At 63.6% G+C, this 26,622-nt stretch carries 22 protein-coding genes and 1 pseudogene; 8 read left to right on the top strand and 15 right to left on the bottom strand.

Translation table 11 applies throughout. From position 1 onward, the window contains the following. Positions 1-9: 9 nt before the first annotated feature. The 9 genes from Q8X51_RS16070 to Q8X51_RS16030 form a co-directional block, all read right to left on the bottom strand. A complete protein-coding gene (locus Q8X51_RS16070; RefSeq protein ID WP_065927438.1) occupies positions 10-951 on the bottom strand; it encodes a helix-turn-helix domain-containing protein in 942 nt (313 codons plus the stop codon). Between the two features lie 77 nt (positions 952-1,028). Further along, positions 1,029-1,808: a 2-keto-4-pentenoate hydratase gene (locus Q8X51_RS16065; protein ID WP_407694422.1), complete on the bottom strand. Its 780-nt coding sequence runs from the start codon at positions 1,806-1,808 to the stop codon at positions 1,029-1,031. Further along, positions 1,805-3,412 carry a bifunctional 3-(3-hydroxy-phenyl)propionate/3-hydroxycinnamic acid hydroxylase gene (locus Q8X51_RS16060; RefSeq protein ID WP_407694423.1) on the bottom strand — a complete coding sequence of 536 codons (1,608 nt, stop codon included), beginning with the start codon at positions 3,410-3,412 and terminating at the stop codon, positions 1,805-1,807. Before Q8X51_RS16060 ends, Q8X51_RS16065 begins: the two co-directional genes overlap by 4 nt. Positions 3,413-3,474: 62 nt before the next feature. Further along, on the bottom strand, positions 3,475-4,077 hold the full coding sequence (locus tag Q8X51_RS16055) for an amino acid synthesis family protein (protein WP_323146079.1): 603 nt from the start codon (positions 4,075-4,077) through the stop codon (positions 3,475-3,477). A 10-nt stretch (positions 4,078-4,087) separates the two neighbouring features. After that, positions 4,088-4,546: a VOC family protein gene (locus Q8X51_RS16050; RefSeq protein WP_012724261.1), complete on the bottom strand. Its 459-nt coding sequence runs from the start codon at positions 4,544-4,546 to the stop codon at positions 4,088-4,090. Between the two features lie 11 nt (positions 4,547-4,557). Beyond that, positions 4,558-5,598 (bottom strand): WD40/YVTN/BNR-like repeat-containing protein, encoded by a 1,041-nt coding sequence (locus tag Q8X51_RS16045; RefSeq protein ID WP_065927435.1) that lies wholly within the window; start codon positions 5,596-5,598, stop codon positions 4,558-4,560. 12 nt (positions 5,599-5,610) lie between these two features. Next, positions 5,611-6,405, bottom strand: coding sequence for an SDR family NAD(P)-dependent oxidoreductase (locus tag Q8X51_RS16040; protein ID WP_027606679.1), 795 nt, complete (start codon positions 6,403-6,405; stop codon positions 5,611-5,613). A gap of 27 nt (positions 6,406-6,432) precedes the next feature. Next, a complete protein-coding gene (locus Q8X51_RS16035) occupies positions 6,433-7,923 on the bottom strand; it encodes an aldehyde dehydrogenase family protein (protein ID WP_065927434.1) in 1,491 nt (496 codons plus the stop codon). Positions 7,924-7,934: 11 nt separating this feature from the next. Continuing rightward, positions 7,935-9,476 (bottom strand): acetolactate synthase large subunit, encoded by a 1,542-nt coding sequence (locus tag Q8X51_RS16030; protein ID WP_407694424.1) that lies wholly within the window; start codon positions 9,474-9,476, stop codon positions 7,935-7,937. A 237-nt stretch (positions 9,477-9,713) separates the two neighbouring features. Here Q8X51_RS16030 and Q8X51_RS16025 point away from each other — a divergent pair, with 237 nt between their 5' ends. After that, positions 9,714-10,472 carry an IclR family transcriptional regulator gene (locus Q8X51_RS16025; RefSeq protein ID WP_065941646.1) on the top strand — a complete coding sequence of 253 codons (759 nt, stop codon included), beginning with the start codon at positions 9,714-9,716 and terminating at the stop codon, positions 10,470-10,472. 9 nt (positions 10,473-10,481) lie between these two features. Here the strand turns inward: Q8X51_RS16025 and Q8X51_RS16020 are convergent, their stop codons facing one another. The 3 genes from Q8X51_RS16020 to Q8X51_RS16010 all read right to left on the bottom strand — a co-directional run bounded on the left by Q8X51_RS16020 (position 10,482) and on the right by Q8X51_RS16010 (position 14,781). Continuing rightward, positions 10,482-11,807, bottom strand: a complete 1,326-nt coding sequence (locus tag Q8X51_RS16020) for a hypothetical protein (protein WP_315872465.1) — start codon at positions 11,805-11,807, stop codon at positions 10,482-10,484. 3 nt (positions 11,808-11,810) lie between these two features. Beyond that, positions 11,811-13,241 (bottom strand): aldehyde dehydrogenase family protein, encoded by a 1,431-nt coding sequence (locus Q8X51_RS16015; protein WP_065927431.1) that lies wholly within the window; start codon positions 13,239-13,241, stop codon positions 11,811-11,813. Between the two features lie 91 nt (positions 13,242-13,332). After that, the gene (locus Q8X51_RS16010; RefSeq protein WP_407694425.1) at positions 13,333-14,781 is read right to left on the bottom strand and encodes an APC family permease; all 1,449 of its coding nucleotides are present in this window, start codon (positions 14,779-14,781) and stop codon (positions 13,333-13,335) included. A gap of 328 nt (positions 14,782-15,109) precedes the next feature. On the opposite strand from Q8X51_RS16010, the pseudogene Q8X51_RS16005 reads away from it, so the two are divergent. Together Q8X51_RS16005 and Q8X51_RS16000 are read left to right on the top strand one after the other, a co-directional pair. Then, positions 15,110-16,303, top strand: a pseudogene (locus tag Q8X51_RS16005) (HAMP domain-containing protein); the annotation flags it as partial. A gap of 102 nt (positions 16,304-16,405) precedes the next feature. Continuing rightward, complete coding sequence (locus Q8X51_RS16000) at positions 16,406-17,161, top strand: methyl-accepting chemotaxis protein (RefSeq protein ID WP_370671276.1); 756 nt, start codon at positions 16,406-16,408, stop codon at positions 17,159-17,161. 212 nt (positions 17,162-17,373) lie between these two features. Here the strand turns inward: Q8X51_RS16000 and Q8X51_RS15995 are convergent, their stop codons facing one another. Next, a complete protein-coding gene (locus Q8X51_RS15995) occupies positions 17,374-18,822 on the bottom strand; it encodes an APC family permease (protein WP_407694426.1) in 1,449 nt (482 codons plus the stop codon). Positions 18,823-19,045: 223 nt separating this feature from the next. Beyond that, complete coding sequence (locus Q8X51_RS15990) at positions 19,046-20,014, bottom strand: helix-turn-helix domain-containing protein (RefSeq protein WP_065927427.1); 969 nt, start codon at positions 20,012-20,014, stop codon at positions 19,046-19,048. Between the two features lie 192 nt (positions 20,015-20,206). Between Q8X51_RS15990 and Q8X51_RS15985 the strand changes: the two genes are divergently transcribed. The 3 genes from Q8X51_RS15985 (at position 20,207) to Q8X51_RS15975 (ending at position 23,711) form a co-directional block, all read left to right on the top strand. Beyond that, the gene (locus Q8X51_RS15985) at positions 20,207-21,583 is read left to right on the top strand and encodes an aspartate aminotransferase family protein (RefSeq protein ID WP_065927426.1); all 1,377 of its coding nucleotides are present in this window, start codon (positions 20,207-20,209) and stop codon (positions 21,581-21,583) included. Positions 21,584-21,610: 27 nt separating this feature from the next. Next, positions 21,611-23,065, top strand: a complete 1,455-nt coding sequence (locus Q8X51_RS15980; RefSeq protein ID WP_065946934.1) for an aldehyde dehydrogenase family protein — start codon at positions 21,611-21,613, stop codon at positions 23,063-23,065. Positions 23,066-23,147: 82 nt separating this feature from the next. Beyond that, the gene (locus tag Q8X51_RS15975; protein WP_027606691.1) at positions 23,148-23,711 is read left to right on the top strand and encodes a cytochrome b; all 564 of its coding nucleotides are present in this window, start codon (positions 23,148-23,150) and stop codon (positions 23,709-23,711) included. A gap of 64 nt (positions 23,712-23,775) precedes the next feature. Here the strand turns inward: Q8X51_RS15975 and Q8X51_RS15970 are convergent, their stop codons facing one another. Then, positions 23,776-25,113 carry a hypothetical protein gene (locus Q8X51_RS15970; RefSeq protein WP_065927424.1) on the bottom strand — a complete coding sequence of 446 codons (1,338 nt, stop codon included), beginning with the start codon at positions 25,111-25,113 and terminating at the stop codon, positions 23,776-23,778. Positions 25,114-25,351: 238 nt separating this feature from the next. Between Q8X51_RS15970 and Q8X51_RS15965 the strand changes: the two genes are divergently transcribed. Next, positions 25,352-25,744 carry a DUF6152 family protein gene (locus Q8X51_RS15965; protein ID WP_407694427.1) on the top strand — a complete coding sequence of 131 codons (393 nt, stop codon included), beginning with the start codon at positions 25,352-25,354 and terminating at the stop codon, positions 25,742-25,744. Between the two features lie 64 nt (positions 25,745-25,808). Continuing rightward, positions 25,809-26,591, top strand: coding sequence for a hypothetical protein (locus Q8X51_RS15960; RefSeq protein ID WP_407694428.1), 783 nt, complete (start codon positions 25,809-25,811; stop codon positions 26,589-26,591). Positions 26,592-26,622 lie beyond the last annotated feature (31 nt).

Genomic DNA, 26,622 nt, shown 5'->3' with positions numbered 1-26,622 from the left:
TTCGTCTATTCAGCCGATCGCCCGCTGGGTGTGCGAAGGCGATTCGCCAAACAACTCGCGGTAATGGGCGGCAAAGTGGCTCAGGTGGAAAAAGCCCATCGCCACCGCCACATCACCGACGTTCTGGCTGCAGGCCGGCGTTGCGATCAGGCGTCGACGCACCGCATTCAGGCGCAGGTTGCGCAGGTACTCCAGCGGACGCATGCCGGTCACCGCCTGGAAACTGTTCTGCAGGGTCCGTCGGCTGACCCGCAGGTGTTCGCACAGGTCGAGAATGCTCAGCGGAGTCTCGCCGCTGGCATCGATCAACTCCTGGCAACGCTTGACCAGGTAGGCACTCACGGCGAAGTTGCCGCGCCGGCAACGCACTTCGTCGGTGGCATTGCTGAACAGGTCGAGAAAGGCATTGAGCAACTCGTCTTCGAGCATGTTCTCGGCGGTTGCACTGATGGCCTCGGGTTGTTGCAAAAGGTGACGAAACAGCGGGTAGATACGCTGGCGTATCCGCAGCCGTAACGCGTCATCCACGCACAGCTGGGAGCGGGTGCTCAAGCGCTTGAGCTGGTCGCCGGACAACTCGAAGGCGGCGAGTTTGGCGAAACGCACCGTGTCGACGTTGAAAGCGAAGAAGTGCGTGCCTTCCGGCGCATGCAGCACAAACTCCTCGCAAGCGCGCAACAGCACCACACTGTGGGTGCCCACCTGCTGGCCCTGCACAACGGGCTCGCCGCCCAATGACATGGCCGCGCACAGTCGTCCCTTGGGCGCATGGCCGCGCTGCACCACGCGTTTGTCCAATACTTCCTGGAAGATCTGAAAGCGCTCGGCCGACAACTGGCGCAGCTCACTGGTCAGGCTGCCACGCCCCAGTTGGTCATACACCTGCTGCCAGCCCTGGATGGAACCGGCGTGCAGTTGAGGGTCATTGAAGGTTCGAACTTCGGCAAGCATGGTGGTCGTTCCTCGGGGGCCCCGTTGTTGTCATCGGCCTGAAGGGGACTGGAGTCATCCTTGACGGCAGCTAGGGCTCACACTGCGGCAGTGTCCGCAGTGAAAAGCAAAGCCAGTTCCGTGCCAAACATCTGCAGGCGGTAGGTGCAGGGCTGGATATTCATCGGCGCCAACAGCGCGCCAGACAGCACCACCTGCCCGGCCTCCACCGGTTGACCATCGGCCAGCAGCCGGCGTATCAGCCAGCACAGATTGGCCAGCGGTGGATCTTCCCGGCCCTGGGTCTCCCCTTCGCCGCAGATCGCGCCTGCGCATTCCAGGCGGAACGTCACGTTGGCATGTTCAACAGGGTCGAAAACGGTTCTGGGTCCCAGGCAATACAAGCCCGCTGCCGCGTTGTCGGCCAGAAAGGCCCCTACCCCGAACGTCCACTCCTGCCAACGGCAGTCGGCAATCTCGAACGCGGGTGCCACCTCGGCAATTGCGGCCAGGATCTCCTCATCGCTGTAGTCACCTGGCGCCAGGCTGCGACCCAGCACAATCGCCACTTCGATCTCCAGCTTGGGCTGGATCAACCGCGACAGCGCCACCGCCGTGTTCGGCTGCACGCACATCGCGTCGGTCAGGCCGCCATACACCGGTTCGTCAATGCCGAAGCGCCGTTGCGCGGCGCTGCCGGCGAAGGCGATTTTCCAACCGCTGAACTGTTCGCCCGCCGCCAGGCGCGCATCCAGCGCCTGGCGTTGCAGTGCGTAGCCGCCGCGCAGGTCCAACGCCTCGGGGGCCAGTGGCGCAATCGCTTGCACCGTACGCGTGGCCTGGTCTAACTGGCTCAATACGCCCGTATCGATGCTCATGACAGTTGCCCCGCTAACTTGCGTAATACCGCGTCAAGCCGCTCCGGCGTGGTGATGGCGGCAACAAACCGGTCAGGACGCACCACGACGATGCAATCGCGCACCCTGGAGAACCATTCGCCGAGGCGGTTATCCACATCCTCCACGCTGATGGCGTCCGTCGCCGTCAAGGGCTGGTGGCGGCCCAGGCCGCTGCGCGAGCGATTGACCTGGATAAAGCGCGTGTCCCAGCGCGCCCAGAACCTTGCCATGTCTTCGCTCAGTGGCTCACGGGGATTGACCCGGTAACCCAGCACCGCATAGGAATTGCCCAGCACGTCATCCAGGCGCCGACGCTGGCCCTGGGCGTCTTCGATAAACGGCTGCACAAACAGCTGGCCCACCAGGTCGTCTTCACGCAGTTCGGCACGTTCGTGATAGACCAGCCCTTTGGTGAGGGTGGCCTTGGGTTTGAACTTGAACTCCAGCAGGTGCGAACGCAGGTTATCGACGCTGTTCACCGCCTGGAACAACCAGTCACGCACGCCGGCCATCAACGGGTTGGTCAGCCCCAGTACCGTGCCCATATTGTCGGCCAGGGCCACCAGTTCCGTGGCGTGTCCGCGACGTTCCTGGTCGTAGCTGGCAAGGATCCCATGGGCCGCACGCCCCTGGATGATCGCGGCCAGTTTCCAGGCCACGTTGGCCACGTCGCGCAACCCGGAATTAAGGCCCTGCCCGGCCCAGGGTGGCGATATATGCGCGGCATCGCCGACCAGTGCCACACGCCCCTGGACAAACCGCGCCGCCACGCGCGAATGGTGGGTGTAGGCGCGGATACGGATGATATTCAGCGCGTCCACGGCGTCGCCGATATGCCCACGGATCAGGTCGCGAATGGTGTTCTCGTCACACATCTTCGCCTCGTCCTCGCCCTCCATCAGCATGAACTCCCAGCGCCGCTGCTGGTACGGCAGGTAAATGCACACGAAGGGCCGCTGCGGGTCGGCGTGCAGGGCGGTGTAAGGCGCATCCAGGGTGTCATTGGCGGTATCGACCACCACCCATTTGCGCGCATGGGTCAACCCCAGCAGTTCGACGCCCAGCTTTTTGCGTACGGTGGAGCGCCCGCCGTCGGCGCCGATCACGTAATCGGCGCTCAGCTGATACACCTCGCCCTGGGCATCGCGGACCTGCAAGGTCACGCCCTCCCCATCCTGTTCCAGCTCCAGCATTTCATGACCTTGGCGCAACACCACAGTGCTGCGCTGCCCCAGGGTTTCGCGCAGCGTGCCTTCGAGCAACTGCTGCATGAAGATGTTGCGCATCGGCCAGCCGTACTGCGCGGCACTTGGCTTGACCTCGGCAAAACACACGCCCCGCGCGTTGTAATAACGCAGTGGAACATCGCAGATCATGTCACGCACTGCCAATTCGGCGATGCCGATCGCCTGCAACACGCGCAGCGCTTCATCATCCATGCCCACCGCGCGTGGGTAAGGCAGTATGCAGTCGGCAAGCTCAAGGACGACGCAGTCGATACCGTACATCCCCATATAGTGCGCGGCCGTGATCCCATTGGGCCCGCCCCCGACAATCACAACCTGGGTCTTCTCCTGCTTCATCGCTGTTCACCGCTTTCTTGTTGTGGTTTTAAACCGGCGTTGCCAAGGCCGCACGCGTGTCATCAGCGCAGCCCGTCAACGCCCTGGATGTCTTCGGCACGCAGGCCACCCAGCCGTGCGTGCAGGCGCCCGCGCGTGGCGAAGGCCCAGATCACGATGACTTCGTCCGGCGCGGGGCCGTCGCCGAACATCAGCGACATGCTGTCGTAGTGGGAACGTACGTAGAGCGCATCCTTGTGCGCCAGGGGGACGTCAATGGTCGAACCCGGGCCGCCGCGCTTGCCGGTGGAAGGCACCCACGACTTGCCACCGCCCAGCGCGACGCGAATCGGATCGGCGGCCGGGTTGGTCAGGAACGCGTTGCCGTGCTCGTATTCGCCCGCGCTGCCGACCAGGATCGCCTTACCATAGCTGACAATCTCATGGGCACCGGCCAGTGCCTGTATGCGCCGGCCAAACTCTTCGCCCAGCAACGGCGAAGGATCGACCAGTTCGGCGAGCGACTCGCTGTAGCGACCGGCATAGGGGTTGGCGATCACGGCGGCGATCGCGTACTTGAACAGGGGCTCGCCATCGGCCAGTTGGCCGGTTTCGTTGGCCAGGGTTTCTTCGACAAAGCTGTACCATTTGCGGATGTGATACGTAGCAAAATTCGCGGTTTTCATCAGGGTTGCCTCAAAGTGGGTCGAGTGGATCCAGGTTGAAATGTCGGCTCGGCGCGCCGGCGGCCTTGAACCGGGCCTTGCCGCGCGCATCGTCGTGTTCGGTCTCGAGGAAGAACTCCATGCGATTGCCGTCGGGGTCGTTGAAATACACGCCATGGCCGATCTCGTGATCGGTGATCTTCACCACCTCGACGCCCTTGCCCAGCAACATGCCGTAGAGCTGGCGCAGGGTGGTCATGTCCCCGGCGATTTCCAGGCCGTAGTGCTGCAGGCCCAACCCGCCTTGATGGGCGCCGGGGTCGGCGCGAATCAGGGCGATGTCGTGGTGCTTGCCGCCAAATGCCATCATGACCCAGCTCTCGCCCCGGGCACTTTCGTGCATGCCCAGGATGTCGGCGTACCAGCGTGCCGACACGTCAGGGTCACTGACCCACAGCGATAAGTGAGTCCGCAGGATCTCGATCTTCATGGCGCTATCCCTCAGTGCTTTTTGACGATGGATTGATGCCCGGACTTGATCTGCGCTACCGCAGGCGTCCAGAGCACATCAGCGATCTCGCTGAATTCCCGCCAATGCTTCTGCCAGCCGTCACCGCCATTGTCGGAGGTGAACAAATGCCCGTACTTGGTGCCCGCCACGATCTGTCGCGGGTTGGCCGGGTTGAAGGCAATCGCCCAGACGCAGGAGTTGGGCTGCTGTGGCAGCGGCAGCACGTTCCAAGTGAGTGCGGCATCACGGGACACCAGGATCTTGCTGGTGGTGCCGGGGGTGCCATCGGAAATACTCAGGTACAGCTCGTTCTGCGTGCCCAACGGCGCGTTCATGGCGCGGATGTAGTACAGGCCGAAGGCTTCGCGACCGATGATGCCGGTCCAGGTCAGTCCCTCGTCCAGGCTGCGGTACACCGCATTGACGCAGACCACCACAATGACTTTCTCGCCGTGGTTGGGCAGCACCAGGATGTTGTGGACGTCGGAGTTGTAGTCCCACAGCAGCCGGTCGTCGACGCGGGTCCAACTGTCGCCGCCGTCACGGGAATGGAACAGCCCGCCCTCCTCCAGGCCGAACCACAGCTGGTTGCGGTCAGTGGGGTCATAGGCGAAGGCCAGCAGGCGTGGGCGGCTGACACCATCGCAGAACTCGGGGATTTCCACCGGCGCGCGATCCCAGCTCAGGCCGGCGTCGAGGCTGCGCCACAACACGGCGCGTGACGGTGCACCGGTGCCGACGAAGATCCGTTTGGCGTCCTGGGGGTCGACGGCGACTTTCCACACCGTCTCGCCGTTGAACGGCGAATCGACCCGCCGCCAATGGCCGCCGGTGTCGTGGCTGACGCACAAGCCCACGTCCGTGCCGGCGTAGATCACCTCGGGCGCGTCGGGGTGCAGGCTCAACGACCGGGTAATGGCATCGAACTCAAGGTCTTGCCCCAGGCCCAGGCGATGCCAGGTACGGCCATCGTCGGCACTGCGGATCACCGCTTGCCCGACGGTGGCGACCAAAAGGGTTCCGTTACTCATCACAGATGCTCCTCAGATATAGATGCCACGGGTCAAGCCACCGTCGATGCCGATGGATTCGCCCGTCACTGCGCCGGCTTTTGGCGATGCCAGGAAGCCGATCAGCCAGCCCATTTCAATCGGTGCGAGGGTGCGGCGAATCGGTGTCGCGTCGATGTAGGCCTGCTCGACCTGCTGCGCGGTCTTGCCTTGCTTGACGGCTTCGCGGTCGTACAGCTCCTGGATATGCGGGGTGTCCACCACGCCCGGGTGGATCAGGTTGACCGTGATCCCCGAAGGGCCGAGCTGGTCGGACAGGGTCTTGGTCATGTGTGCGATCGCCAGGTTGCGCATGCCCGAAAGCACCTTGCTGCTGCGCCCGGTGAGGCCGCCTATGTTGATGATGCGTCCGAAGCCGGCCGCCTTCATGTGCGGGGTCACGGCCTTGGCGCAGCGGAAGTAGCCGATTACCTTGGTGTTGAGGTCCGACAGCAGCTCATCGTCGCCGGCGTGTTCGATGTCATTGCGCACCACACCGGACGGCGCCGCAGCACCGTTGACCAGGATGTCGATGCGGCCGAAATGCTTGTGCGCCGCCTCGACCATCTCCGACACGGCCTTCATGTCATTGGTGTCGCAGAACAGCGGCAGCACTTCATTGCCGGTCTGTGCACTGATCTCTTCGGCCGCCAGCTGCAGGAACGCCATGCGCCGTGCGCAGATCACTACCTTGCAGCCTTCCTCGGAGAGAAAACGTGCGACTTCCTTGCCGATGCCCATACCGCCACCGGTGACAATGGCCACGCGGCCTTTCAATTCCAGATCCATAGCAATTACCTCGTGTGATTATTCAGTTCAGGCCAGATCGACAAACACGCTTTTGGTCTCGGTGTAGGCATCGATCACGTTCTTGCCCATTTCCCGGCCCCAGCCGGATTGTTTGTAGCCACCGAACGGTGAAGAGGGATCGACCACGTTCCAACAGTTGATCCATACCGAGCCGGCCTTGAGCTGTGCCGCCACGCGGTGCGCCGAGCGCAGGTCGCGGGTCCACAGGCCGGCTGCGAGGCCATACGGCGAATCGTTGGCGCGCAGCACCAGGTCGTCGATGTCGGTCCAGCTCATGACGGTCAGTACCGGGCCGAAGATTTCTTCGCGGGCCACGCAGGCGCGCTCGGCACGGTCGAGAAACACGCTCGGTTGAATGAAGTGCCCATGCTCCAGGTGTTCGGGACGGCCGCCGCCGCAGATCAGTTCGGCGCCCTCTTCCTGGCCCCGCTGCAGGTAACCCTTGACGGTGTTCAACTGCCGCGCGGACACCAGCGGCCCCATGCTGTTGGCCGGGTCCAGGCCATTACCCAGCACATAGGCGGCGGCATGGCGCTGCAATTCTTCGAGCACCTGGTCGAGCACACTGGCGTGCACATACAGGCGCGAGCCAGCCGTGCACACCTGGCCCTGGTTGTAGAAAATCCCATCGGCAGCCCCCTTGGCGGCGCGCACGATGTCGGCGTCGGGCAGGATGATGTTCGGCGACTTGCCGCCCAGTTCCAGCGAGACCTTTTTCATGTTGCCGGTGGCCGCCTGGGCGATCAGCCGCCCAACCTGGGTCGAGCCGGTAAAGGCGATCTTGTCCACGTCGGGGTGCTGTGCCAGCGGTGCACCCGTGTCGGCACCCAGGCCGGTGATCAGGTTGACGACGCCGGCGGGGAAACCTGCGGCCTCGATCAGTTGCACCAGGCGGATCGCGACCAGCGGGGTCTGCTCGGCGGGCTTGAGCACCGCCACGCAACCGGTGGCCAACGCCGGGCCGAGCTTCCACACGCACATGGTCAACGGGAAGTTCCACGGCACGATCAGCGCGCAGACCCCCACCGGTTCGCGCAACGTGTAGTTGAGCATTGGCGCGCCGCTGGCCGGGGATACGGGCAGCGTGCTGCCTTCGATCTTGGTGGGCCAGCCGGCGAAGTAGCGAATGATGTTTGCCGCGCTGGCCGCTTCACCGCGCGCGTTGGCGATAGGCTTGCCGTTCTCCAGGGTGATCAGCTGCGCCAGCTCCTCGCGGTGCTGGTCCAACAGATCGGCCAGGCGAAACAGCAACAGGCCGCGCTGCGCCGGTGACTGCAAGGCCCACGTGCCGGTAAAGGCTGCGCGGGCGGCCGCGACGGCCGCATTCACATCGCGTTCATCGCCTTGGGCGACTTCGGTCAGGGTCTGTTCAGTGGCCGGGTTTTCCACGGCGAAACGGCGACCGCTGGCGGCGTCCTGCCAGATACCGCCGATGAACAGACGACCGGGCTGCGCCAGGAACGCCTGGACGGCAGGTAATAATTCGAGCGGATGCATAGTCGACTCCTTCACAGCGCCATTTCGATCAGGCAAGGGCCACGGTCGGCCTTGGCATTGGCCAGGGCCCGTTGCAGTTCGGCATTGGTCTGGACCGTGCAGGCCGGTACTCCGTAGCCTTTGGCCAGGGCCTTCCAGTCGATACGCGGGTTGTCGAGCACGGTCAGGCGCAGGGCCTGGGGGTCCATTTCGGTCATGCCGAAACGGCGCAGTTCGTTCTGCAAAATCGCGTAACGATGGTTGGCGGCAATCAGGATCACCACCGGCAACTGCTCGCGGGCGATGCTCCACAGGGTCTGGATGGTGTACTGGGCACTGCCGTCGGATTGCAGGCAAAACACGCTATTGCCGCGTTCCGCCAAAGCGGCGCCGAAGCCCACCGGAATCCCCTGGCCGATCGCGCCACCGGTATTGGTCAATACCCGATGCCGCGCGGCGTTGGCGGAGGCGGTAAAGAAGGGGTAGCCGCAGGTGCCGCCCTCGACCGAGACAATGCTGTCGTGGGGCAGTGACGCGGCCAGCACTTGGCCAATGGACTGCGGTGTCAGTTCGGCATGGCCGGGCGGCAGTTCGATGCCCTCCGGCGTCGGCACGTAGGCCGGTGCAGCCAGGGCATCGGCCAGCGCCGTCAACGCGCCGGCGACATCGTCACCGACCTCGGCCAGGCTCAGCAGGCGCTCACGCTCGGCGAGGCGCGACGGGATGCCTTCGTAGCCAAAATAACTGATGGGCTCCGGCACGCCCGCACAGATGACCAGGTCGTACTGCTCAAGGATTTCAATCGCCACTTCAGGGAAATACGGCAGGCGATCCAGGTCGGGCAAGCCACCGCCACGGTAGCTCAGGCGCGGAAAGGTCTCGGCAAACAGGCGCACACCGGGCAGTTGCGCCAGGCGTCCCGCCGCTTCCAGGCCGGCGACCGACAAGCCCTCATCGCCGACGATAAACACCAGCCGCTTGCCGTCACGCAATGCCTGCGCCACGGTTTCGACCCGGTCACCGGCAAACCGACGAACCGGCGTGCGCAGAGGTGCGAATACACCGTTATGGGTCACTGCGTGGGCCTGCAGGTCCATGGGCAGGATCAGGCTGGCGATCTGGCCTTTGGCCTGCCAGGCCGCACGCACGGCTTCCTGCAGATCCTCACCGATACCGGCAGCGGTGCGCGAGGTGCGCACCCAGCCAGAGACGGTGCCGGCCAGGGCCTGGATGTCGCTGGCCAAGGGCGGATCGTAGTTGACATGCCAGGAGGCGTGATCGCCGATGACGTTGACGATCGGCGTATTGGCCCGACGCGCGTTGTGCAGGTTGGCGATGCCATTGGCAAAGCCCGGCCCCAGGTGGGTCAGGGTCATGGCCGGCTTGCCGGCGATCCGGCCATAGCCGTCCGCAGCCCCCGTGCAGACCCCTTCGAACAGCGACAACACCGGCTTGAGAGCAGGTGCGCTGGCCATGGCGGCCACCAGGGGAATCTCGGTGGTCCCGGGGTTGGCGAAGCAGTACTCGATACCGCTTGCCGCTGCCGCATTCACTATCAGTTGCGCACCATTCATTTTCAGCCCTCTTGCTTGAGCATTTGCAGTGCTGAGATTTATCACATACAAATCCGCAACCAACAAGCATTTTATGTATGCTTTTCTCATTTAATGAGATTAATGAGATTTTAATAGCCTCAAAAGCTAACCCGCGATTGCGTTTTTCTCTCACTGCGGTAGTGTTGCGCCAGCGCTTGGGCAACCGGGTCCCCGTGGGGACGCCACAAGCGCCCTTCCCTTTCTTTTAGGAACACAATGAGCAGCCTGAGCAAATTGCTGAGCATCCTCGACCTGTTCGGTCCGCAAATGCTGAAGATCGACCCCGACACCATTGCCGAGCGCATGGGCCTGTCACGGGCGACCGTGTACCGCTACGTCAAGGATTTGTGTGACGCCGGCCTGCTGACCCGCGTGGACGCCGGCAGCTACGGCCTGGGCCCGCGGGTCATCGAGCTGGACTGGATGATGCGCCAGTACGACCCGATCCTTCTCGCCGGGCGCGAGCTGATGCACGAGCTGTCGGCGCAAACGGGCCTGGCGGTGTTCGCCAGCGTGTTTTACGACGGTCGCATCATCAACACCTACATCGCCGAACCCACCGACACCTATCACTTCGCGTTCGGGCGCGGGCAACCGTTGCCGTTTTTCCGCGGGGCACAATCGAAGGTCTTGATCGCCTTCCAGAAAGGACGCCGCCTGCAACGCCTGTTCGACGAGCACATGGCCAACGACCCGGACAGCCCGTATGACTGGGCGGGCTTCTCCAGGGCCGCGAAAAAAATCCGCAAGGACGGTTACTGCCTGACCCACGACGAACTCAACCTGGGCCTGACCGGTATCGCTGCGCCGATCATCCAGGCGGACCTCGACGAGGTGGTCGGCAGCCTGTCGGCCGTCGGCACCACCCAGAACTTCAAGCTGCTGCGCCAGGAAACCGTGATCGAAATGGTCATGGACACCACCCGGCGGATTGCCGAAAACATGCGCAACCCGCCGAGCCACACCGCCCCCTAGTCGTCATGTTCAGAACGGCACGGCCACCGTCAACTGGCTGTACAGGTTGGTGCCGTTGCCGCCGACCTGATTGCCCCCGGTGGTCGCGTCCTGCCTGGGTGTGTACAGCCCCACCAGCGGGGTGATGATCAAGTGCGGGTTGACCGCCCACTCGGCATACACATCCAACTCACGGCCATCGAGGTTCAACGCGTTGCTTTTGCGCACGGTGGCGTAGTCGAAATACAGCGCGCCCAGGCTCAGGTTTTCCAGTGGGGTTGCCTTCAGCCCGACATGGTGGATGCGGGTATTGGTGTTGAACGGCCCGGCGTAGTTGCCGGCCACTTCGCCCTGGAACCAGGTGCCGTAGCCCGTGCTCTGGCCGGTGAACAGTGCGTCCCAGTTCTGCGAATAGCGGGTGTAGCGATACGTCACCTTGGGCGCCCAGGCGATATCGGCGAAGGTGTAGCCCGCTTCGCCGTACCAGGCTTTTTCTGGCCCGGCGTCCTTGTCCTGCCAGGCGTACTCGAAGGCCAGGCTGACGTTAGGGATACCCGCATCGCCCTCACCGCGCACGCTGTAGACATTCATGCCCTTGCGCTGGCGTTGAAAGTCGCTGGCCCATTGATCGTTCACGTCCAGGCCATGCACCCAGGTCAAGCCGAGCGTCCCCGGCTGGGCGGTGTAGTCCAGGGTCGCGGCGGCCAGCTCGGTTTCGGCCTGGATACGGTTATCGGACTTGAGCCACAGCACACTGCCGTGCAGGCCATCCTGCCCCCCCAGGCGCACCACCGCGGTTTGGTCGAACGCGTGCCGGGCCGCCAGGTAGTAGGCGCCCCCACGGTTCAAGGTGCCATCCGCCGGGCCCTTGCCCGGGTTCAGCCCATCGTCGTTGATCAGGAACCCTCGGCCGACCTTGACCACCTGGCGCCCGCCGGAAATATCCACGCCGTCTTGACCGAGCGCCGGGAACAGGTCGCCGGAGCGCCAGCCCAGGTAGGCGTCTTCAATCTTCGTGGTGCGCTCGGTGCCAACGCTGTTGCCACCCGGATCGCCATCGCCCCACGTGGCGGAGCTGACCAGGGCAAATGCCCCGTAGGCGCGGCCATTGCCGCCGAGTCCCTGGTCGCCACTCAAGCCATACTTGATAAAGCCTTCACGCCAACTGGAGCCGCCCGGCGTGCCGTCGTAGTTCTTGCGACTGTTGAACTGACCGAACACCGCGGTCATGTCGGCGTTGAGGTGACGGCTCTCATCGCTGTACAGCTCATAAGCGTGCACCTGACTGATAGCGCCGAGCGCCAGGGTGCACACAAGCGTGCAACCGAATACGGGATGACGGGATAGATAACGCATGGCTCAAACTCCTTCTTCGACAGCCTGCTTGCGCACAAACAACAGTTGCTGCCCCGTGAACTCCAGCAGCCCCTCCAGACCGAACTCGACACCGAACCCCGACATCTTACTGCCGCCAAACGGCGTGTTCGGCTGGATCTGAGCGTGGCAGTTGACCCACGCCACACCACTCTCCAGGCGACTGGCCAAGGCCTGGGCCTGCTCGACATCCGGCCCCCAGACCGAGCCGCCGAGGCCCATGTCACCGGCATTGGCGCGCTTCAGGACATCCTCGACATCCCGGTAGGCAATCAACGGCAACACCGGGCCGAACTGTTCTTCGTCCACCAGGCGATGGCCGTCGGTCACGTCCGCCACCAGGGTGGGCGGATAGAAGAACCCGGGGTGGTCCAGACGCGCACCGCCGCACAACACCCGCGCACCGTTGGCACGTGCGTCATCGACCAGGGCTTCCACCAGTTCCAGTTGCTCAAGGTTCTGCACCGGCCCGAAGGTGACACCGGCGTCCAGGCCGTCGCCCACGACCTGGCGCGCCGCAATATGCGTCAGCGCGTCGGCAAAAGCCTCGTACTGCGACTCATGGATATACAGGCGCTTGAGCGCAGCACAGGTCTGGCCCATGTTGAGAAAGGCCGCCTGGAAGATCGCCTCGGCCACCGCCTCCACCGGCGTGCCGGGCAACACGATGGCGGCGTCGTTACCGCCCAGTTCCAGGGTCAGGCGCTTGAGGTTGCTGGCGGCACCGCGCATCACGCTTTGCCCGGTGGCGGTGGAACCGGTGAACACGATCTTCTGGATCCCCGGGTGCGAGGTGATCGCACTGCCGAAGCCCTGCTCGCCGGTCACGCAGTTGATCACGCCACGGGGCACATGCCGGGCAATGATGTCGGCCAGGCCCAGGGTGCTCAGCGGCGTCAGGCTCGACGGTTTGCTGATCACGCAGTTGCCGGCACGCAGCGCCGGCATGATGTGCCAGACGGCGATCATGAACGGCCAGTTCCAGGGGGTGATCGACGCCACCACGCCCAAGGGTTTGCGGTGCAGCTCAATGCGCTGGGTGGGCGTTTCTTCCACCCGTTCCACCGCAATTTCCTGCCCGGCCGCGTAGCGGGTCCAGGCGGCGGCGCCCATGACCTCGGAAAAGGCCAGCTCCAGCGGCTTGCCCTGTTCCAGCACAATCAGCCGGGCCAGTGATGGGGCCTCCTGCTCGATATCGGCGGCAATCGCCAACAAACGTTCACAGCGATCAGGGTGGCTGCTGTGGCGCCAGCTCTTGAAGGCCAACTGCGCGGCGTTCACCGCCTGGTCGAGTTGCCCCAGGGAACCGGCCGGGCACTGAGCGAACACGGCCCCGGTGGCCGGGTTGATCACATCGAACCGGCCTTCTTCACCGGCCACCTGGATCCCATCGATGAGCATTTTATAGTTGTGCATTTGAAACCTTCCTTTCACACGCTGGCGCGCCATGCCGAGCAACGGCAGGCTGCGATTGTCTGGTTAGTCGAGCGATAAAAACGCGAGGGCCTTAAAGCTTGTGGCTGCCCAAGGCCAGGAAGCGTTGCGGCGAGCTGTTGCGCAGTCGCGCGGCGAGCACGATGCCGATGATCAAGGCCGCCGGAATAATCGCGCAGAGGCTGTAGGACAGCAGTTGGCTGGCACCGGTCAGCACATCGAAATGCACCACCGCCAACACCAGCACCATCACCAGCGCCAGGCACGAAATACCGGGCAGGATCCGTCCACGCAACAGCCCGACCTTCAGCTCGGGATGCCGATGGAAGTAGACGCACACCGACACCGAGGTCAGCGCCATCAACAGGATCACGCACAACGTGGCCAGGTTGGACAGCCAGGCAAACAGTTGCAGGATCGGATCGGCATCCATCGCGGCAAATATCAGCACCACGACCGCAGCGATCAAACTCTGCAACGCCGAGCCCATATGCGGGCTCTGGTGCACGCGATGGGTGGTGCCCAGCAGGCTGTGCAACAGACCGTCGCGGCCGATGGCGTAGAAGTAACGCGCGGCGGCGTTGTGAAAGGCCAACAGCCCGGCATAGATACTGACCATGAACAGCACGCGGATAATCTGGGTGAGTTGCGGGCCGACAAAGTGGTCGGACATGCCATAGATAAACGTGGTTGGGTCCTGCAAGGACTGCAGCAGCGGCACGATCTTGTCCGACCCCACCCCCACCACCATCGACCATACCGACAGCGCGTAGAAACCACCGATCAGCAACACCGAACAGTAGGTCGCAATCGGAATACTGCGCTTGGGATTCCTGGCCTCTTCACCGTAGATGGTCGTTGCCTCGAAGCCGATAAAGGCGGCGAAACAGAACAGCAAGCCGATTGACGGCGTACCACTGAACACATGACGGCTGCTGAACGAGTCCAGGTTGATGCCGCTGTCGCCGCCGGACTTGAGGATGGCGAAGTCCAGGACCAGGATCGCCAGGTACTCGGCGATCACCACCACCGACAGCACCCGTGCCGACAGGTCAATCTTGCGATAGCCCAGGATCGCGATGCTCACCATCGCCATCAGCGAGTAGGCCCACCAGGGCAGCACCAGGCCAAAGGCGACTTCCATGGTGCCACTGACCACGCCACCGAACATCCCGTACAAGCCGACCTGCAGGATGTTATAGGCGAACATCGCCAGCACCCCGGCGGCACCGCCCGCCAGGCCACCCAGGCCACGGGACGTGAACGCGTAAAAGCCACCGGCATTGGTCACGTGGCGCGACATGGTGGTGTAGCCCACCGAGAACGCCAGCAGCACCAGCAAGGCCAGGATCAGCAAAGCCGGGGTACCGGCACCGTTGCCCAGCATGATGCCGATCGGGAAACCGCCGGCGATCACACTGAGCGGGCTTGCCGCCGATATCACGAAGAAGATGATGAAGCCCACACCCAGGGCACCGCGCTTGAGCTCCGTAGAGCTGTTGACCGGGATAGATACACTCATGTTGTTGACCTTATTGTATGAGGCAGTCGCTTTAGGGTTGGCCCGACCACACCGCATCGGCACCGGTTAGCGTTTTGTTTTAGTTGCGCGCTGAATTTGATCCTATGCCCGCCCTGGAACGGCTCGCTATCCCAAATCGGTAGCATCCAAAGCCCCGCCCCAAAACAGGTCGGGGCCGCCCGATCCATCCTCGCGCTGTTGCCGATTTGGGATAGCCGCCCGGCCTGTCATGCCCGCACCCTAGCCTCACCCGTGCTATGCGCGGATGCCGCAACAAGAATAAGAACGCGCCCATCACAGCCAACGCCCCCCGTAGGAAGCCCCAGCCATGCGTCCAACCCATCTCACCCTCCAATGGCGTATCACCCTGCTGAGCGGACTTTGCCTGCTGGCAGTCGTGGGCGCGCTGATTGGCGCCAGCGCCTACCAGAATCAAACCAGTGCAAAGCTGCTTAAGGAGCAGAGCAGCGCGTTGCTGACACAGGCCGCGCTGGAACGCTTGCAGGCCCAGGCCGTGGCTCATGGCCAACAGGTGGAGCGTTTTTTCAATGAAACCGCGCTGTATGGCGAAGGGTTCGCCCAGCAGGCTCTGCAACTGCGCGAGCAAACCCTCAATGGACGCCTGACGGTCGTGCAATTGCGTCAAGCCCTGGTCGGCATCGCCCGAGAAGCCCTCAGGCAGCGCGAAAAAGTCCTCGGCCTGTACGTGATCATGCTGCCCGATGCCCTGGCCGGCAGCGACGCCGACTGGCGCGACCAACGCGCCCTGGCCGGCAATGAAACCGGGCGCTTTGCGCTGTACTGGTCCCAGAGCCAGCCGGGGCAACTGGTGCAGGAGGTGTTGAGCGAGGCACAAATCGCCGCCAACACAGCGCCCCCCGGCAGCGCACCGGCAAACGCCTGGTACGCTTGCCCTCAGGCGCAACGACAGGTGTGTGTGGTCGAGCCGTACACCATCGAAGTGGAAGGCCATAAAGCCCTGATGAGCAGCATTTCCATCCCCCTGATCGTCGACGGCAACGTGCTCGGCGTGGTGGGCATGGACATCAGCCTCGACACCTTGCAGAAACTGGCCGCCAACCTCAGCCAGGACCTGTACCAGGGCGACAGCCAGGTCACCCTGGTGTCGGCTTCGGGTCAAGTGGCGGGACGCAGCGGCGATGTCGCGGGGGAAACCCTGGACATCCGCCAATCCGTGCAAACGGCAGCGGGCACCCCAGCCTGGCAACTGCAGATCAAGGTCCCGCAGTCGCGGGTGCAGGCGTCCGCCCGGCAGATGCAGAGCGAACTGGACGACAAAAGCCGTGAGTCCAATTGGCTCAACCTTGGCCTGGGCATCCTGGCCAGCAGCCTTGGGATGCTGCTGATCTGGCTGGCGGCCTACGGCGTGACTCGCCCATTGCTGAAGATGGCCGAGCTGCTCGATGCCATTGTCGAAGGCGACGGGGACCTGACCCAGCGCCTGCCCGTCGGGCGACGCGACGAGCTGGGCCGCCTGGCCAATGGTTTCAACCGTTTCCTCGACACCTTGCAGCCGATTATTCGCGCCATCCAGACCGCGTCCCTGGACACCCGCGACAGCGCCGACACCTCGTCCGGCATTGCCCGCGAAGTCAGCGCCGGCATGCAGCGCCAATACCGCGAAGTGGAGCTGGCCGCCACCGCGCTGCACGAAATGAGCGCCAGTGCCCAGGAAGTCGCCCGTCACTCCCACAGCGCCGCCGACGCCGCCACCGCCGCCGAAAACGCGAGCCGCTCAGGCCAGGCGGTGTTCTCCACCGCCGAACGCAGCATCGAGGCCCTCGACCAACGCCTGGAAACCACCCTCCAGCAAGTCAACGCCCTGGCCGACAGCAGCAACCAGATCGGTCAGGTACTGGACGTGATCAGCGCCATCGCGCAACAGACCAACCTGCTGGCGTTGAATGCGGCCATCGAAGCGGCCCGTGCCGGCGAGCAGGGTCGCGGTTTTGCGGTGGTGGCCGATGAAGTCAGGCACCTGGCCAGCAACACCCAGAGTTCGGTCGAACAGGTGCGCACGGTGATCGAAACGTTGCAACAGTTGAGCCAGGCGGTGGTGCACAGTACCCAACTGAGCCGCGAGCAAGCCGGCGGCAGCGTGCTCCAGGTGCAACAGACCCGGGTGGCGCTGGGGCATATTTCCCAGGCCGTGGATGTGATCGAACAGATGAATCAGCAGATCGCCAGTGCGGCCCTGGAGCAGAGCAGCGTGGTGGACGATATCAGCCATCGCGTCAGCGACATCCGCGGTATCAGCGAAACACTCGCCGGGCGCATGCACGAGGCGTCGCAGGCCAGTGACGCATTGCATCAGATGGCCAATCACCAACAACAGCTGGTCGGGCATTTCCGCGTGTAATGGCGTGCCGCCTGACTGAGCTGCGGTGGCCGCCTTTCAACTCTCCAACATTGAGTTCCCCCATGATTTATCCACGCCGCTGGCTGATCCTCGGGATTATTTCCAGCGGGGCCTACTCGGCAGGCGTGGTCATTCCAGCCTGGTTGACCCTTCGACAGCCTTGACCACGCGCTGCTGGTCAGGCTGAGCAGGCAGGCACCACCGCCCACGCCTTAAAGCTTGTGGCTGCCCAAGGCCAGGAACCGCTGTGGCGACGCCTTGCGCAGCCGCGCCGCGAGGAATACACCGCCCAGCAACGCCAGGGGAATGATCGCGCAGAGGCCGTAGGACAGCAGTTGGCTGGCACCGGTCAGCACATCGAAATGCACCACCGCCAGCACCAGCACGGCCACGAGCGCCAGGCACGAGAAACCGGGGAGGATCTGCCCACGCCAGAGCCCGGCCTTGAGCTGCGGATGGCGCCGGAAGAACACCAGCACCGCGGCCGAGGTCAGCGCCATCAGCAGGATCACGCACAGTGTGGCCAGGTTGGACAGCCAGGCAAACAGCTGCAGGATCGGATCGGCATCCAGCGCCGCGAAAATCAACACCACCACGGCCGAGATCAGGCTCTGCAAGGCCGAGCCCATATGCGGGCTCTGGTGCACGCGATGGGTGGTGCCCAACTGGCTGTGCAACAAGCCGTCACGGCCGATGGCGTAGAAGTAACGCGCGGCGGCGTTGTGAAAGGCCAGCAGGCCGGCATAGATGCTGACCATAAACAGCACCCGGATAACCTGGGTCAGTTGCGGGCCGACAAAGTGGTCGGACATGCCATAGATAAACGTAGTCGGGTCCTGCAAGGCCTGCAGCATCGGCACGATCTTGTCCGCGCCCACGCCCACCACCATCGACCACACCGACAACGCGTAGAAACCGCCGATCAGCAACACCGAGCAGTAGGTCGCAATCGGAATGGTGCGCTGCGGGTCCCGGGCTTCTTCACCGTAGATGGTGGTAGCCTCGAAGCCGATAAAGGCGGCGAAGCAGAACAGCAGGCCGATTGACGGCGTGCCGCTGAACACATGGCGGCTGCTGAACGAATCCAGGTTGATGCCGCTGTCGCCACCGGACTTGAGAATGGCGAAATCCAGGACCAGGATCGCCAGGTACTCGGCGATCACCATCACCGACAATACCCGCGCGGACAGGTCGATCTTGCGATACCCCAGGATCGCGATACTTGCCATCGCCATCAGCGAATAGGACCACCACGGCAGCACCAGGCCGAAGGCGGCTTCCATGGTGCCGCTGACTACCCCGCCGAACATGCCGTACAAGCCGACCTGCAGGATGTTATAGGCAAACATCGCCAGCACCCCGGCCGCGCCACCGGCCAGGCCGCCCAGCCCACGGGCGGTGAACGCGTAGAAACCGCCGGCATTGGTCAGGTGGCGCGCCATGGTGGTGTAGCCCACCGAGAACGCCAGCAGCACCAGCAAGGCCAGGATCAGCAACGTCGGGGTGCCCGCGCCGTTACCCAGCATGATGCCGATGGGGAAGCCGCCGGCGATCACACTCAGCGGGCTTGCCGCCGATACCACGAAGAAGATGATAAAGCCCACACCCAGGGCGCCACGCTTGAGCTCCGTGGAGCTGTTGATCGAGTTGGATACACTCATGCTGTTGACCTTATTGTATGAGGCAGTCGCTGTAGGATCGGTGCAGCCGGCTGTCGACCGGTACCGAATAGCTTGTCGTTGTTGTTGCACGCTGGCATCGATCCTATGCCTGCCCGACAGCGTGCCGGTATCCCAAATCGGTAACGCAAGCGCCCACGGCGAAACACCTGCACATCCCGAGCGGACGACGCAGGCTGATTCCGATCTTGCTAAAGGCTTGGGTTCAGGCTCGCACGTTGCCGGTAATGGCGGCGCGGGTCGTGTGGGACGGCAACTGCGCGAACAGCTCCTGGTACTCCGCGGCAAAATGGCTCAGGTGATAGAAGCCCCACTGGGCGGCGGCATCCCCAATCGACAGCTCGGATGCCCGGGTAGACATCAAGGTTCGGCGTACGCCGTTGAGCCTCACTGAGCGCAGGTAATTCAGCGGTGTGGTCTCGGCGACCGAGCGGAAGCTGTTCTGCACCGTGCGCCGACTCACCTGGAGACGCTGGCACAAATCGATCACGCTGGGCACGTTGATCATTTCGGTCGTGGCCAGGCGATGACATTTCTCGACGATAAAGCTGCGCGTGGAACTGGGGCTGCGCTGCTGCTTGTCACAGGCCGGGTCGGTCATCAGTTGCAGCAGCTCGCCGAGCATGGCTTGTTCCAGCGCCGACTCACGCTCGCGCGTGTAGTCGAGGTCATCGTTTACCAGGGCCTCGGAGAACAATGCCAGCAATCGACGCCGGGCCTGGGCGAAACGCTGGGGCGACACCTTTATCACCGGTTGGCGCAGCAACCGATTGAGTTCTTTCGCCGACGCCGTCTGTTCCAGCGCCTCTTCGAACAATTCACGCTCAAAGGTAATGGACAAAAGCTCCATGCCCATCGGCATATGGAACATGAACTCCTCGCCACCGTGGAGGAAGAACAGGCTGCTGTCATCCACCTCGCGGCCCTGCATGCGAACCGAGCCGGGCACATTGATCGGCACCGCAAAGCACATCTTGTCGCGAGGCGCCACGCCGTTCTGCACCACACGCTGGTTGATCTGCTCGAGGAACAGGTGGCAACCGGTCGTCGTCAGTTGCATCAGCGAACTCTCGGCCGAACCGGCGGTGAGCTGGCTGTAGTCCTGGCTCCACTGCTGGATGGTGGCTGCGTGGACGTGGATATCGCGGAAATGGCTGATCGTCTGGTTTTTCATTGGGGGGGTGTGCCTCTACCAACATTCTTGTTTTTAGATCGCCGATGCCTTTGATACTCGCACATCGGTCACATCCTGCAAATTGTTTATGCGCTGGATTGCCCGCGTCTCATGTGCCGATTCGGGCTACCGGCCGGGAACCCGCGGCGGAGATGATCGGCACACTTAAATCGACATTCCAGAGAGACCGTCATGAGTGAAGCCAACTTTCAAGCCCTGCACTTCGCGGATGCCCCGCACATTGTCTCCGGCACACTGCCCGGCCCCAAGACCCGCGAGGCCCTGGCGCTGTCGGCGCGCACCGAGTCGATGGCACGCGGCGGCGGCCGCATGCCGGTGGCCATGGACCGCGCCTTCGGTGCGACCTTCAAAGACCCCGACGGCAACACCTACATCGACCTGTCCGCCGGCGTCGGTGTCAGCAGCGTCGGCCGCTGCCACCCCAAAGTGGTGCAGGCGATTCGCGAACAGTCCGAAGTGCTGATGCACGCCCTGGAAATCAACAGCACGCGGCGCACCGAATTGGCGGCCAAGCTCTCCGAGATCGCCCCCGATGGCTTGCGTGGCGACTGCGTGACCTTCTTCACCCAGAGCGGCAGCGATGCGCTGGAGGCCGCGATCAAGTTTGCCCGGCGCATTACCGGACGCCACCAGATCATCGCCTTCCATGGCGGCTACCACGGCGTGTGGCATGCCTCGGGCGCGCTGACCACCGGCACCGCCTACCGCAAGGGCTTCGGTGCCCAGATGGGGGGCGTGATCCACGCGCCCTACCCGTACGCCTACCGTTTCCCCTTCGACACCACCCACAAAAGCGCCGAGCAGATCGCCGGCGAGTACATCGACTACCTGTTGAACACCCCCTACACCGCCGCCGATGACGTGGCAGCCGTGATCGTGGAGCCGGTCCAGGGCGAAGGCGGCTACGTGCCACCCTCGCCGGAATTCCTGCAATTGCTGCGCCAGGCCTGCGACCGCAGCGGCACATTGCTGATTGTCGATGAAGTGCAATCCGGCGCAGGACGCACCGGCAAGATGTGGGCGGTCGAACATTCCGGCGTGAAGCCCGACATGCTCACCTTCGGCAAGGGCATCGGCAGCGACCTGCCCATGGCCGGGCTGATCATGCGTTCGGACCTGGCGGCCAAGATTCCCGACGGCTCGATGCCCAACACCTTTGCCGCCAACTCGTTGTCGGCGGCCGTGGCGTTGACCAACATCAGCATCCTGCAGGATCCACAACTCGACCTGCTCAACCGCGCCCACACGTTGGGGCTGGAAGCCCAGGCGCATATTCGCGGCTTCAACAGCCCGCTGGTCGGCGAAGTGCGCGGGCGCGGCCTGATGATCGGTATCGAACTGGTCGAGGATCCGCTCACCAAGGCGCCCCTGGCGGGCGAAAAGATCGGCCAGTTGATGGGCTACCTGCTCAACCACGGCGTGCTGATGATCCCCTGCGGCCGCTACAGCAACGTGATGCGCGTGATGCCCTCGCTGACGATCTCCCGCGAACTGTTCTTCAAGGCCCTGGACATCTTCGGCGACGCCCTGGCGTCCCTCAAGGCGTGAGCCTGCCCACTACTCGAGGACCGCAACATGACTGAGCACTTGAATCATTTCATCGAAGGTACGCCCTGCGAAGCCTTTGACCGTCGCCGTTTCGACCTGGTCAACCCCGTGACCGAGCAGGTGTATGGCAGCTCCGCCCGTGGCACCCGCGAAGACGTGGAACGTGCCGTGGCGGCGGCACGCCACCAACTGGAAAGGGGCGACTGGAGCCAACTCGGCGGCGCCCAGCGTGGCCGACTGTTGGCGAAACTGGCCGACTTGGTCGAGCGCGACAGCGAACTGCTGGCCGATCTGGACGCCAATGCCATCGGCCGCTCGCCCGTCGAACCGCGCCGGATGGACCTGCCCAACGCGATCGCCAACCTGCGCGCCGCCGCCGGCTGGGCCAACCAGCTCGAAGGTCGCACCATTCCCACCGGCGGTTACTTCGGCACCAAAACCCTGTCGTACACGGTGCGCGAGCCCGTCGGCGTAGTCGGTGCCATCGTGCCCTGGAACTCGCCGCTGATGATCACCGTGTGGAAGCTCGCCGCGTTGCTGGCGGCGGGCTGTACCGTGGTGGTCAAGCCTTCGGAGGAAACCCCGCAGTCGGCCCTGCACCTGGCGCTGCTGGCGCAGGAAGCCGGCTTCCCGGACGGTGTGATCAACGTGGTCACCGGCTACGGCAACGAAGTCGGTCGCGCCCTGTGCGAGCACCCGGATGTGGCCAAGATCAGCTTCACCGGCAGCCCCGAGGCCGGGCGTGAAATCCAGCGCACGGCCGGCGTGCTGTTCAAGCGCGTGGCCCTGGAACTGGGCGGCAAGAGCCCGCAGATTGTGTTCGACGATGCGTCCTTCGACGATGCCCTGCGCGGCTGTGCACTCGGCCTGTTCGCCAACCAGGGCCAGGTGTGTGCCGCCGGCTCGCGGATCCTGGTGCAGCGCAGCCTCGCCGAGCGTTTCGGCGCCGCGCTGGCCGAGGCCGCACACGCAGTGAACGTCGGCGACCCGCGCGAGCCCGGGGTACAGATGGGCCCGGTGGCCAAGAAAGCCCAGTTCGATCGCGTCAACCGTTACATCCAGCGGGGCATCGACCAGGGGGCAACCCTGCTGGCCGGCGGCGTCTCGACGCCCGAGCAAGGCTGGTTCGTGCGCCCGACGATCTTCGCCAACGCCCGCAACGACATGGACATCGCCCGGGACGAGATTTTCGGGCCGGTCGGCACGCTGATCACGTTCGACAGCGAAGACGAAGCGATCGCCCTCGCCAACGACAGCACCTACGGCCTGGCGGCCACGGTCTGGACCGGCGACCTGGCCAGGGCGCACCGTGTGGCGGCGGCGGTAAAGGCCGGCGCCGTCGGTATCAACTGCTGGAGCCCGCTGGACGCCAACCTGCCTTGGGGCGGCGTCAAGACCAGCGGTATCGGGCGTGAAGGCGGGTTCAGCGGCGCGCTGGCCTACACCGAGGAGAAAGTCATCACCGTGCTGCTGCCGGCCTGAGCACACGCGCTGTCCTGACCGAGCCACCCTCCAACGTCGAGGGTGGCCATTCCACCGTGCATCGCTCCCTGGAGAGCTTGATATGAACCCAATGGATCAACCGACAATCGATCGCTACCCGACGTCCCTGCGCCTGTTGCACTGGCTGCGGGCCGTGCTGGTGCTGGGCCTGCTCTGGGCAGGCTGGCATATGACCGGCATGAATGATGAGGTGGCGAGCAAATTCGAGCTCTATTACCCGTGGCACAAGTCCTTCGGGGTGTTGACGTTCCTGGTGGTGCTGACTCAGCTCGCCGTGCGCTTTCGTACCCCCAGGCTGCCGCAGCCGCTGGAAACCCTGGCCGGGTATGAACGCTTCCTGTCACGCCTGACGCAGCGCGTCATGTATGTCCTGCTGGTAATCGTGCCGCTGATGGGTTACTCCATGTCGAGCACCTTTACGATGAGCGACGGGGTGTTCTTTTTCGGGGTCAACCTGCCGGAGCTGTTGCCGAAGAATGACGACTGGTTCGCGGTGTTCCAGTGGCTGCACAAAGTCCTCGCCTACACGCTGCTGGTGCTGATCGTGCTGCATGTCGCAGGCGCCCTCAAGCACCGCTTCTACGACCGCGATCCGCGCAACGACGTGCTGCGCCGCATGCTCTGAATGAATCAGGCGTTGACGCGACACGTCAACGCCTGCGGGACCTGCAACAACCGTCAATGACGACTCAGAACGTCACCCACACAATGAACTGCAGGTACGCGTTGGTCGACGCGCTGCCGCTCTGCCCGCCACCGTTACCGAACCATTTCTCAGGCTTATAGAGGCCGATCAACGGTGACAACGTGACGTTATCCGTGACCATCCAATCCAGGAACAGGTCAACCTCCCGCGCCGCGAAATCCCGCTCATTGCGACGGGACAGCTGGTGGTAGTCGAAAGCCATCGCGTTCAGGGTCAATTTCTCGGTGGGCCGGACAGAGAGCAGCACATCGTTGATCTGCATGTTCGACGTCACCGAGCCGGCGTAGTTGGCTGCGATTTCACCCTGGTAGCGTTTGCGAAAGCCGCCCTGGAACAGGAAATCCCAGCCTTCGGAATAGCGCGAGTAGCGATAACTGACGGTCGGTTGCCATTGCACATCGGCAAAGGTGTAGCCGGCGTCGAAGAACATTGCCCGCTGCGAACCGGAACGTTTTTCCTGGCGAGCCACCTCGAATGCAAAGTCGGCGTTTTCAATCCCGGCGTTGCCCTGCCCGCGAATGCTGTAGACGTTCATGCCCTTGCGTTCGAGCCGATCCGCGAAGGCGTATTTCTCATCCACATCCAGGCCGTGAATATAGGTCGAACCGATCGAGCCAATGGGTGTGGTGTAATCGACAGTGCCTACCGCCAGCTCGGTCTTGGACTGGCCGGGGTTCTCGGATTTCAGCCATATCAGGCTGCCGTGCAGCCCCTCCTTGCCGCCCAGTTTCAGCACCGCCGTGTTGCCGAACGCCAGGCGCTGCCCAAGGTAAAAGGCGCCTCCACGGTCGAACCGACCATCGCGCACGCCCTCGATGGGGCTGAATGCCTTGCCGGGGTTGAAGCCATCGTCGGTGATCAGGAAACCGTCCACCGTGACCAGTTGGCGCCCAAACGAGAAATCCACGCCGTCCGGGCCCAGGGCCGGCAGCAGATCGCCGGACCTCCAGCCCAGGAAAGCGTCTTCCACCGCAGTTCTGCGCTCATTGCCCGCCGTGATCGCCCCCGGGTCCCCGTCCCCCCATGTACCGCTGCTGAGCAGGGCGAAGCCGCCGTATACGGAACCGGCGGTGATCTTGTCGGTGGTGCCGTTGAGGCCATATTTGGCGTAGCCCTCCTGCCAGCGCATGCTGCCGGGCCGTTTCTGCGGGTCGCCGATGTAGTTGCGGGTGCTGCCGAACCAGCCGAAGCCGGCGCCCAGGTCAGCGTTCAAAACGGTTGCACCGTCATCTTCGCTGTAGACCGTATAGGCCTGTGCCTGGGAGCCGGCGGCACAGAGTGCAACCAGCGACAGTAATGGCGCGTAGGGGGGAATGCGCATGACGTCTCTCCTGTTTTTATAGTTGTGAGGCGAGGCAGGAGTGTTCCGGCCAGGGCCGGGCATGCGGTAACCCAAATCAGCATGTGCGCGGGCCGGGGCGCCCACTCGTCGTTGCACACGGTCTCCACCGCACAAAACCGTCCGAGTGCCTTCAATGGTTGCCGTTTTGGGCTACGGCCTCGGAACGCACGCGTCCTATGCTGGGCCCATAAGAACCATAAAAACCCGAGGCACCGTCATGACCCTTTTGTCCCCCTTCCCGCTGCTCCGTCAGGGGCTTTGTCTTCTGACCCTCATCACCTGCAGCGCCTTGCCGCCTGTTGCCAGCGCCCACCATTCATTCGCGCTGTTCGACCAGACCCAGACGCTCACGATCAAGGGTGTGGTCGAGCGCTTCGCCTGGACCAACCCGCACATCACGATCTACGTCGACGCTCCCGGCCCGCCGGCCCAGCGCTTCAAGATCGAGACCGGCAGCGTCAACGCGCTGCAGCGCACGGGCTGGACGGCGGAGTCGATCAAGGCCGGCGAGAACGCCGAGGTGTCCTACAAGCCGTTGAAAAACGGTGAGCCGGGCGGGCTGCTGGTGGAGATCAAGATCGGCGACGTGGTGCTCACGGGCGGCGGCTGAACGCATCCCTCCCCGAGTGCGATAACAACAGAACTGGGCAAACCAGCAACGCGGAGATATTTCAATGAAACCAGCACGCACCGCCAACGCCGCCATGCTCGTCCTGGGTTTGGTCCTCGTGACATTCGCCGGGCTGAGCAACGCCGCCACGGCAGCGAAAACCCAGGCCGACAAGCACAGCGCCGCTACCCGGCCGGACATCAGTGGCACCTGGGAAAGAACCCCGGATGACTGGTTCGGCGAGAACCCCGATGACCCGGTTCACCCCGGCGGGCCGATGGACCTCAAGGCGCCCTACGCCGCCGAGTACGTCGAGCTCAAGAAGAAAGAAGCCGTGGCCAACGCAGCCGGCACGCCAATTGCCACCACCAGTTCCAGGTGCCTGCCCGAGGGCATGCCGACGATGATGGCGGCGCTCTTCCCGATCCAGATCATTCGCGATGACAAGCAAGTGATCATCCTCGGCGAGTATCTCCAGCAAGTGCGGCGGATTCTCCTGGACCAGGCCATGCCGCCAAGCGAAAAGCTCGACCCGTTGTACCAGGGCCATTCCCGCGGCCACTGGGAAGGCGACACGCTCGTAGTCGAAACCCAGCGCGTGCGAACGGACGTGCGTTTCTACGACGTGCCCCACGGGCCGGCGATGAAGATCACCGAACGCATCCGGCTGCGCGGGCCGGATCACCTGGAAAACCAGGTCCTGATCGAAGACCCGCAGGTACTCAATACCCCGTATCGCTTTACGTTTGAGTACAAGCGCTCCAACTACGCCATTCAAGAATACGTGTGCGAGAACAACCAGATCGTGATCGACAGCGAGGGCAAGGCATCTCTGAGCCTTGAGTGACGCCACCCATCCACCCCTGCTGGAGCCTTAC

Source organism: Pseudomonas sp. Yb2C2 (genome assembly GCF_052112325.1).
Classification (GTDB): Bacteria; Pseudomonadota; Gammaproteobacteria; order Pseudomonadales; family Pseudomonadaceae; genus Aquipseudomonas; species Aquipseudomonas marginalis.
The sequence above is the reverse complement of the archived record's forward strand: the minus strand, read 5'-3'. Positions and strand labels throughout refer to the sequence as shown.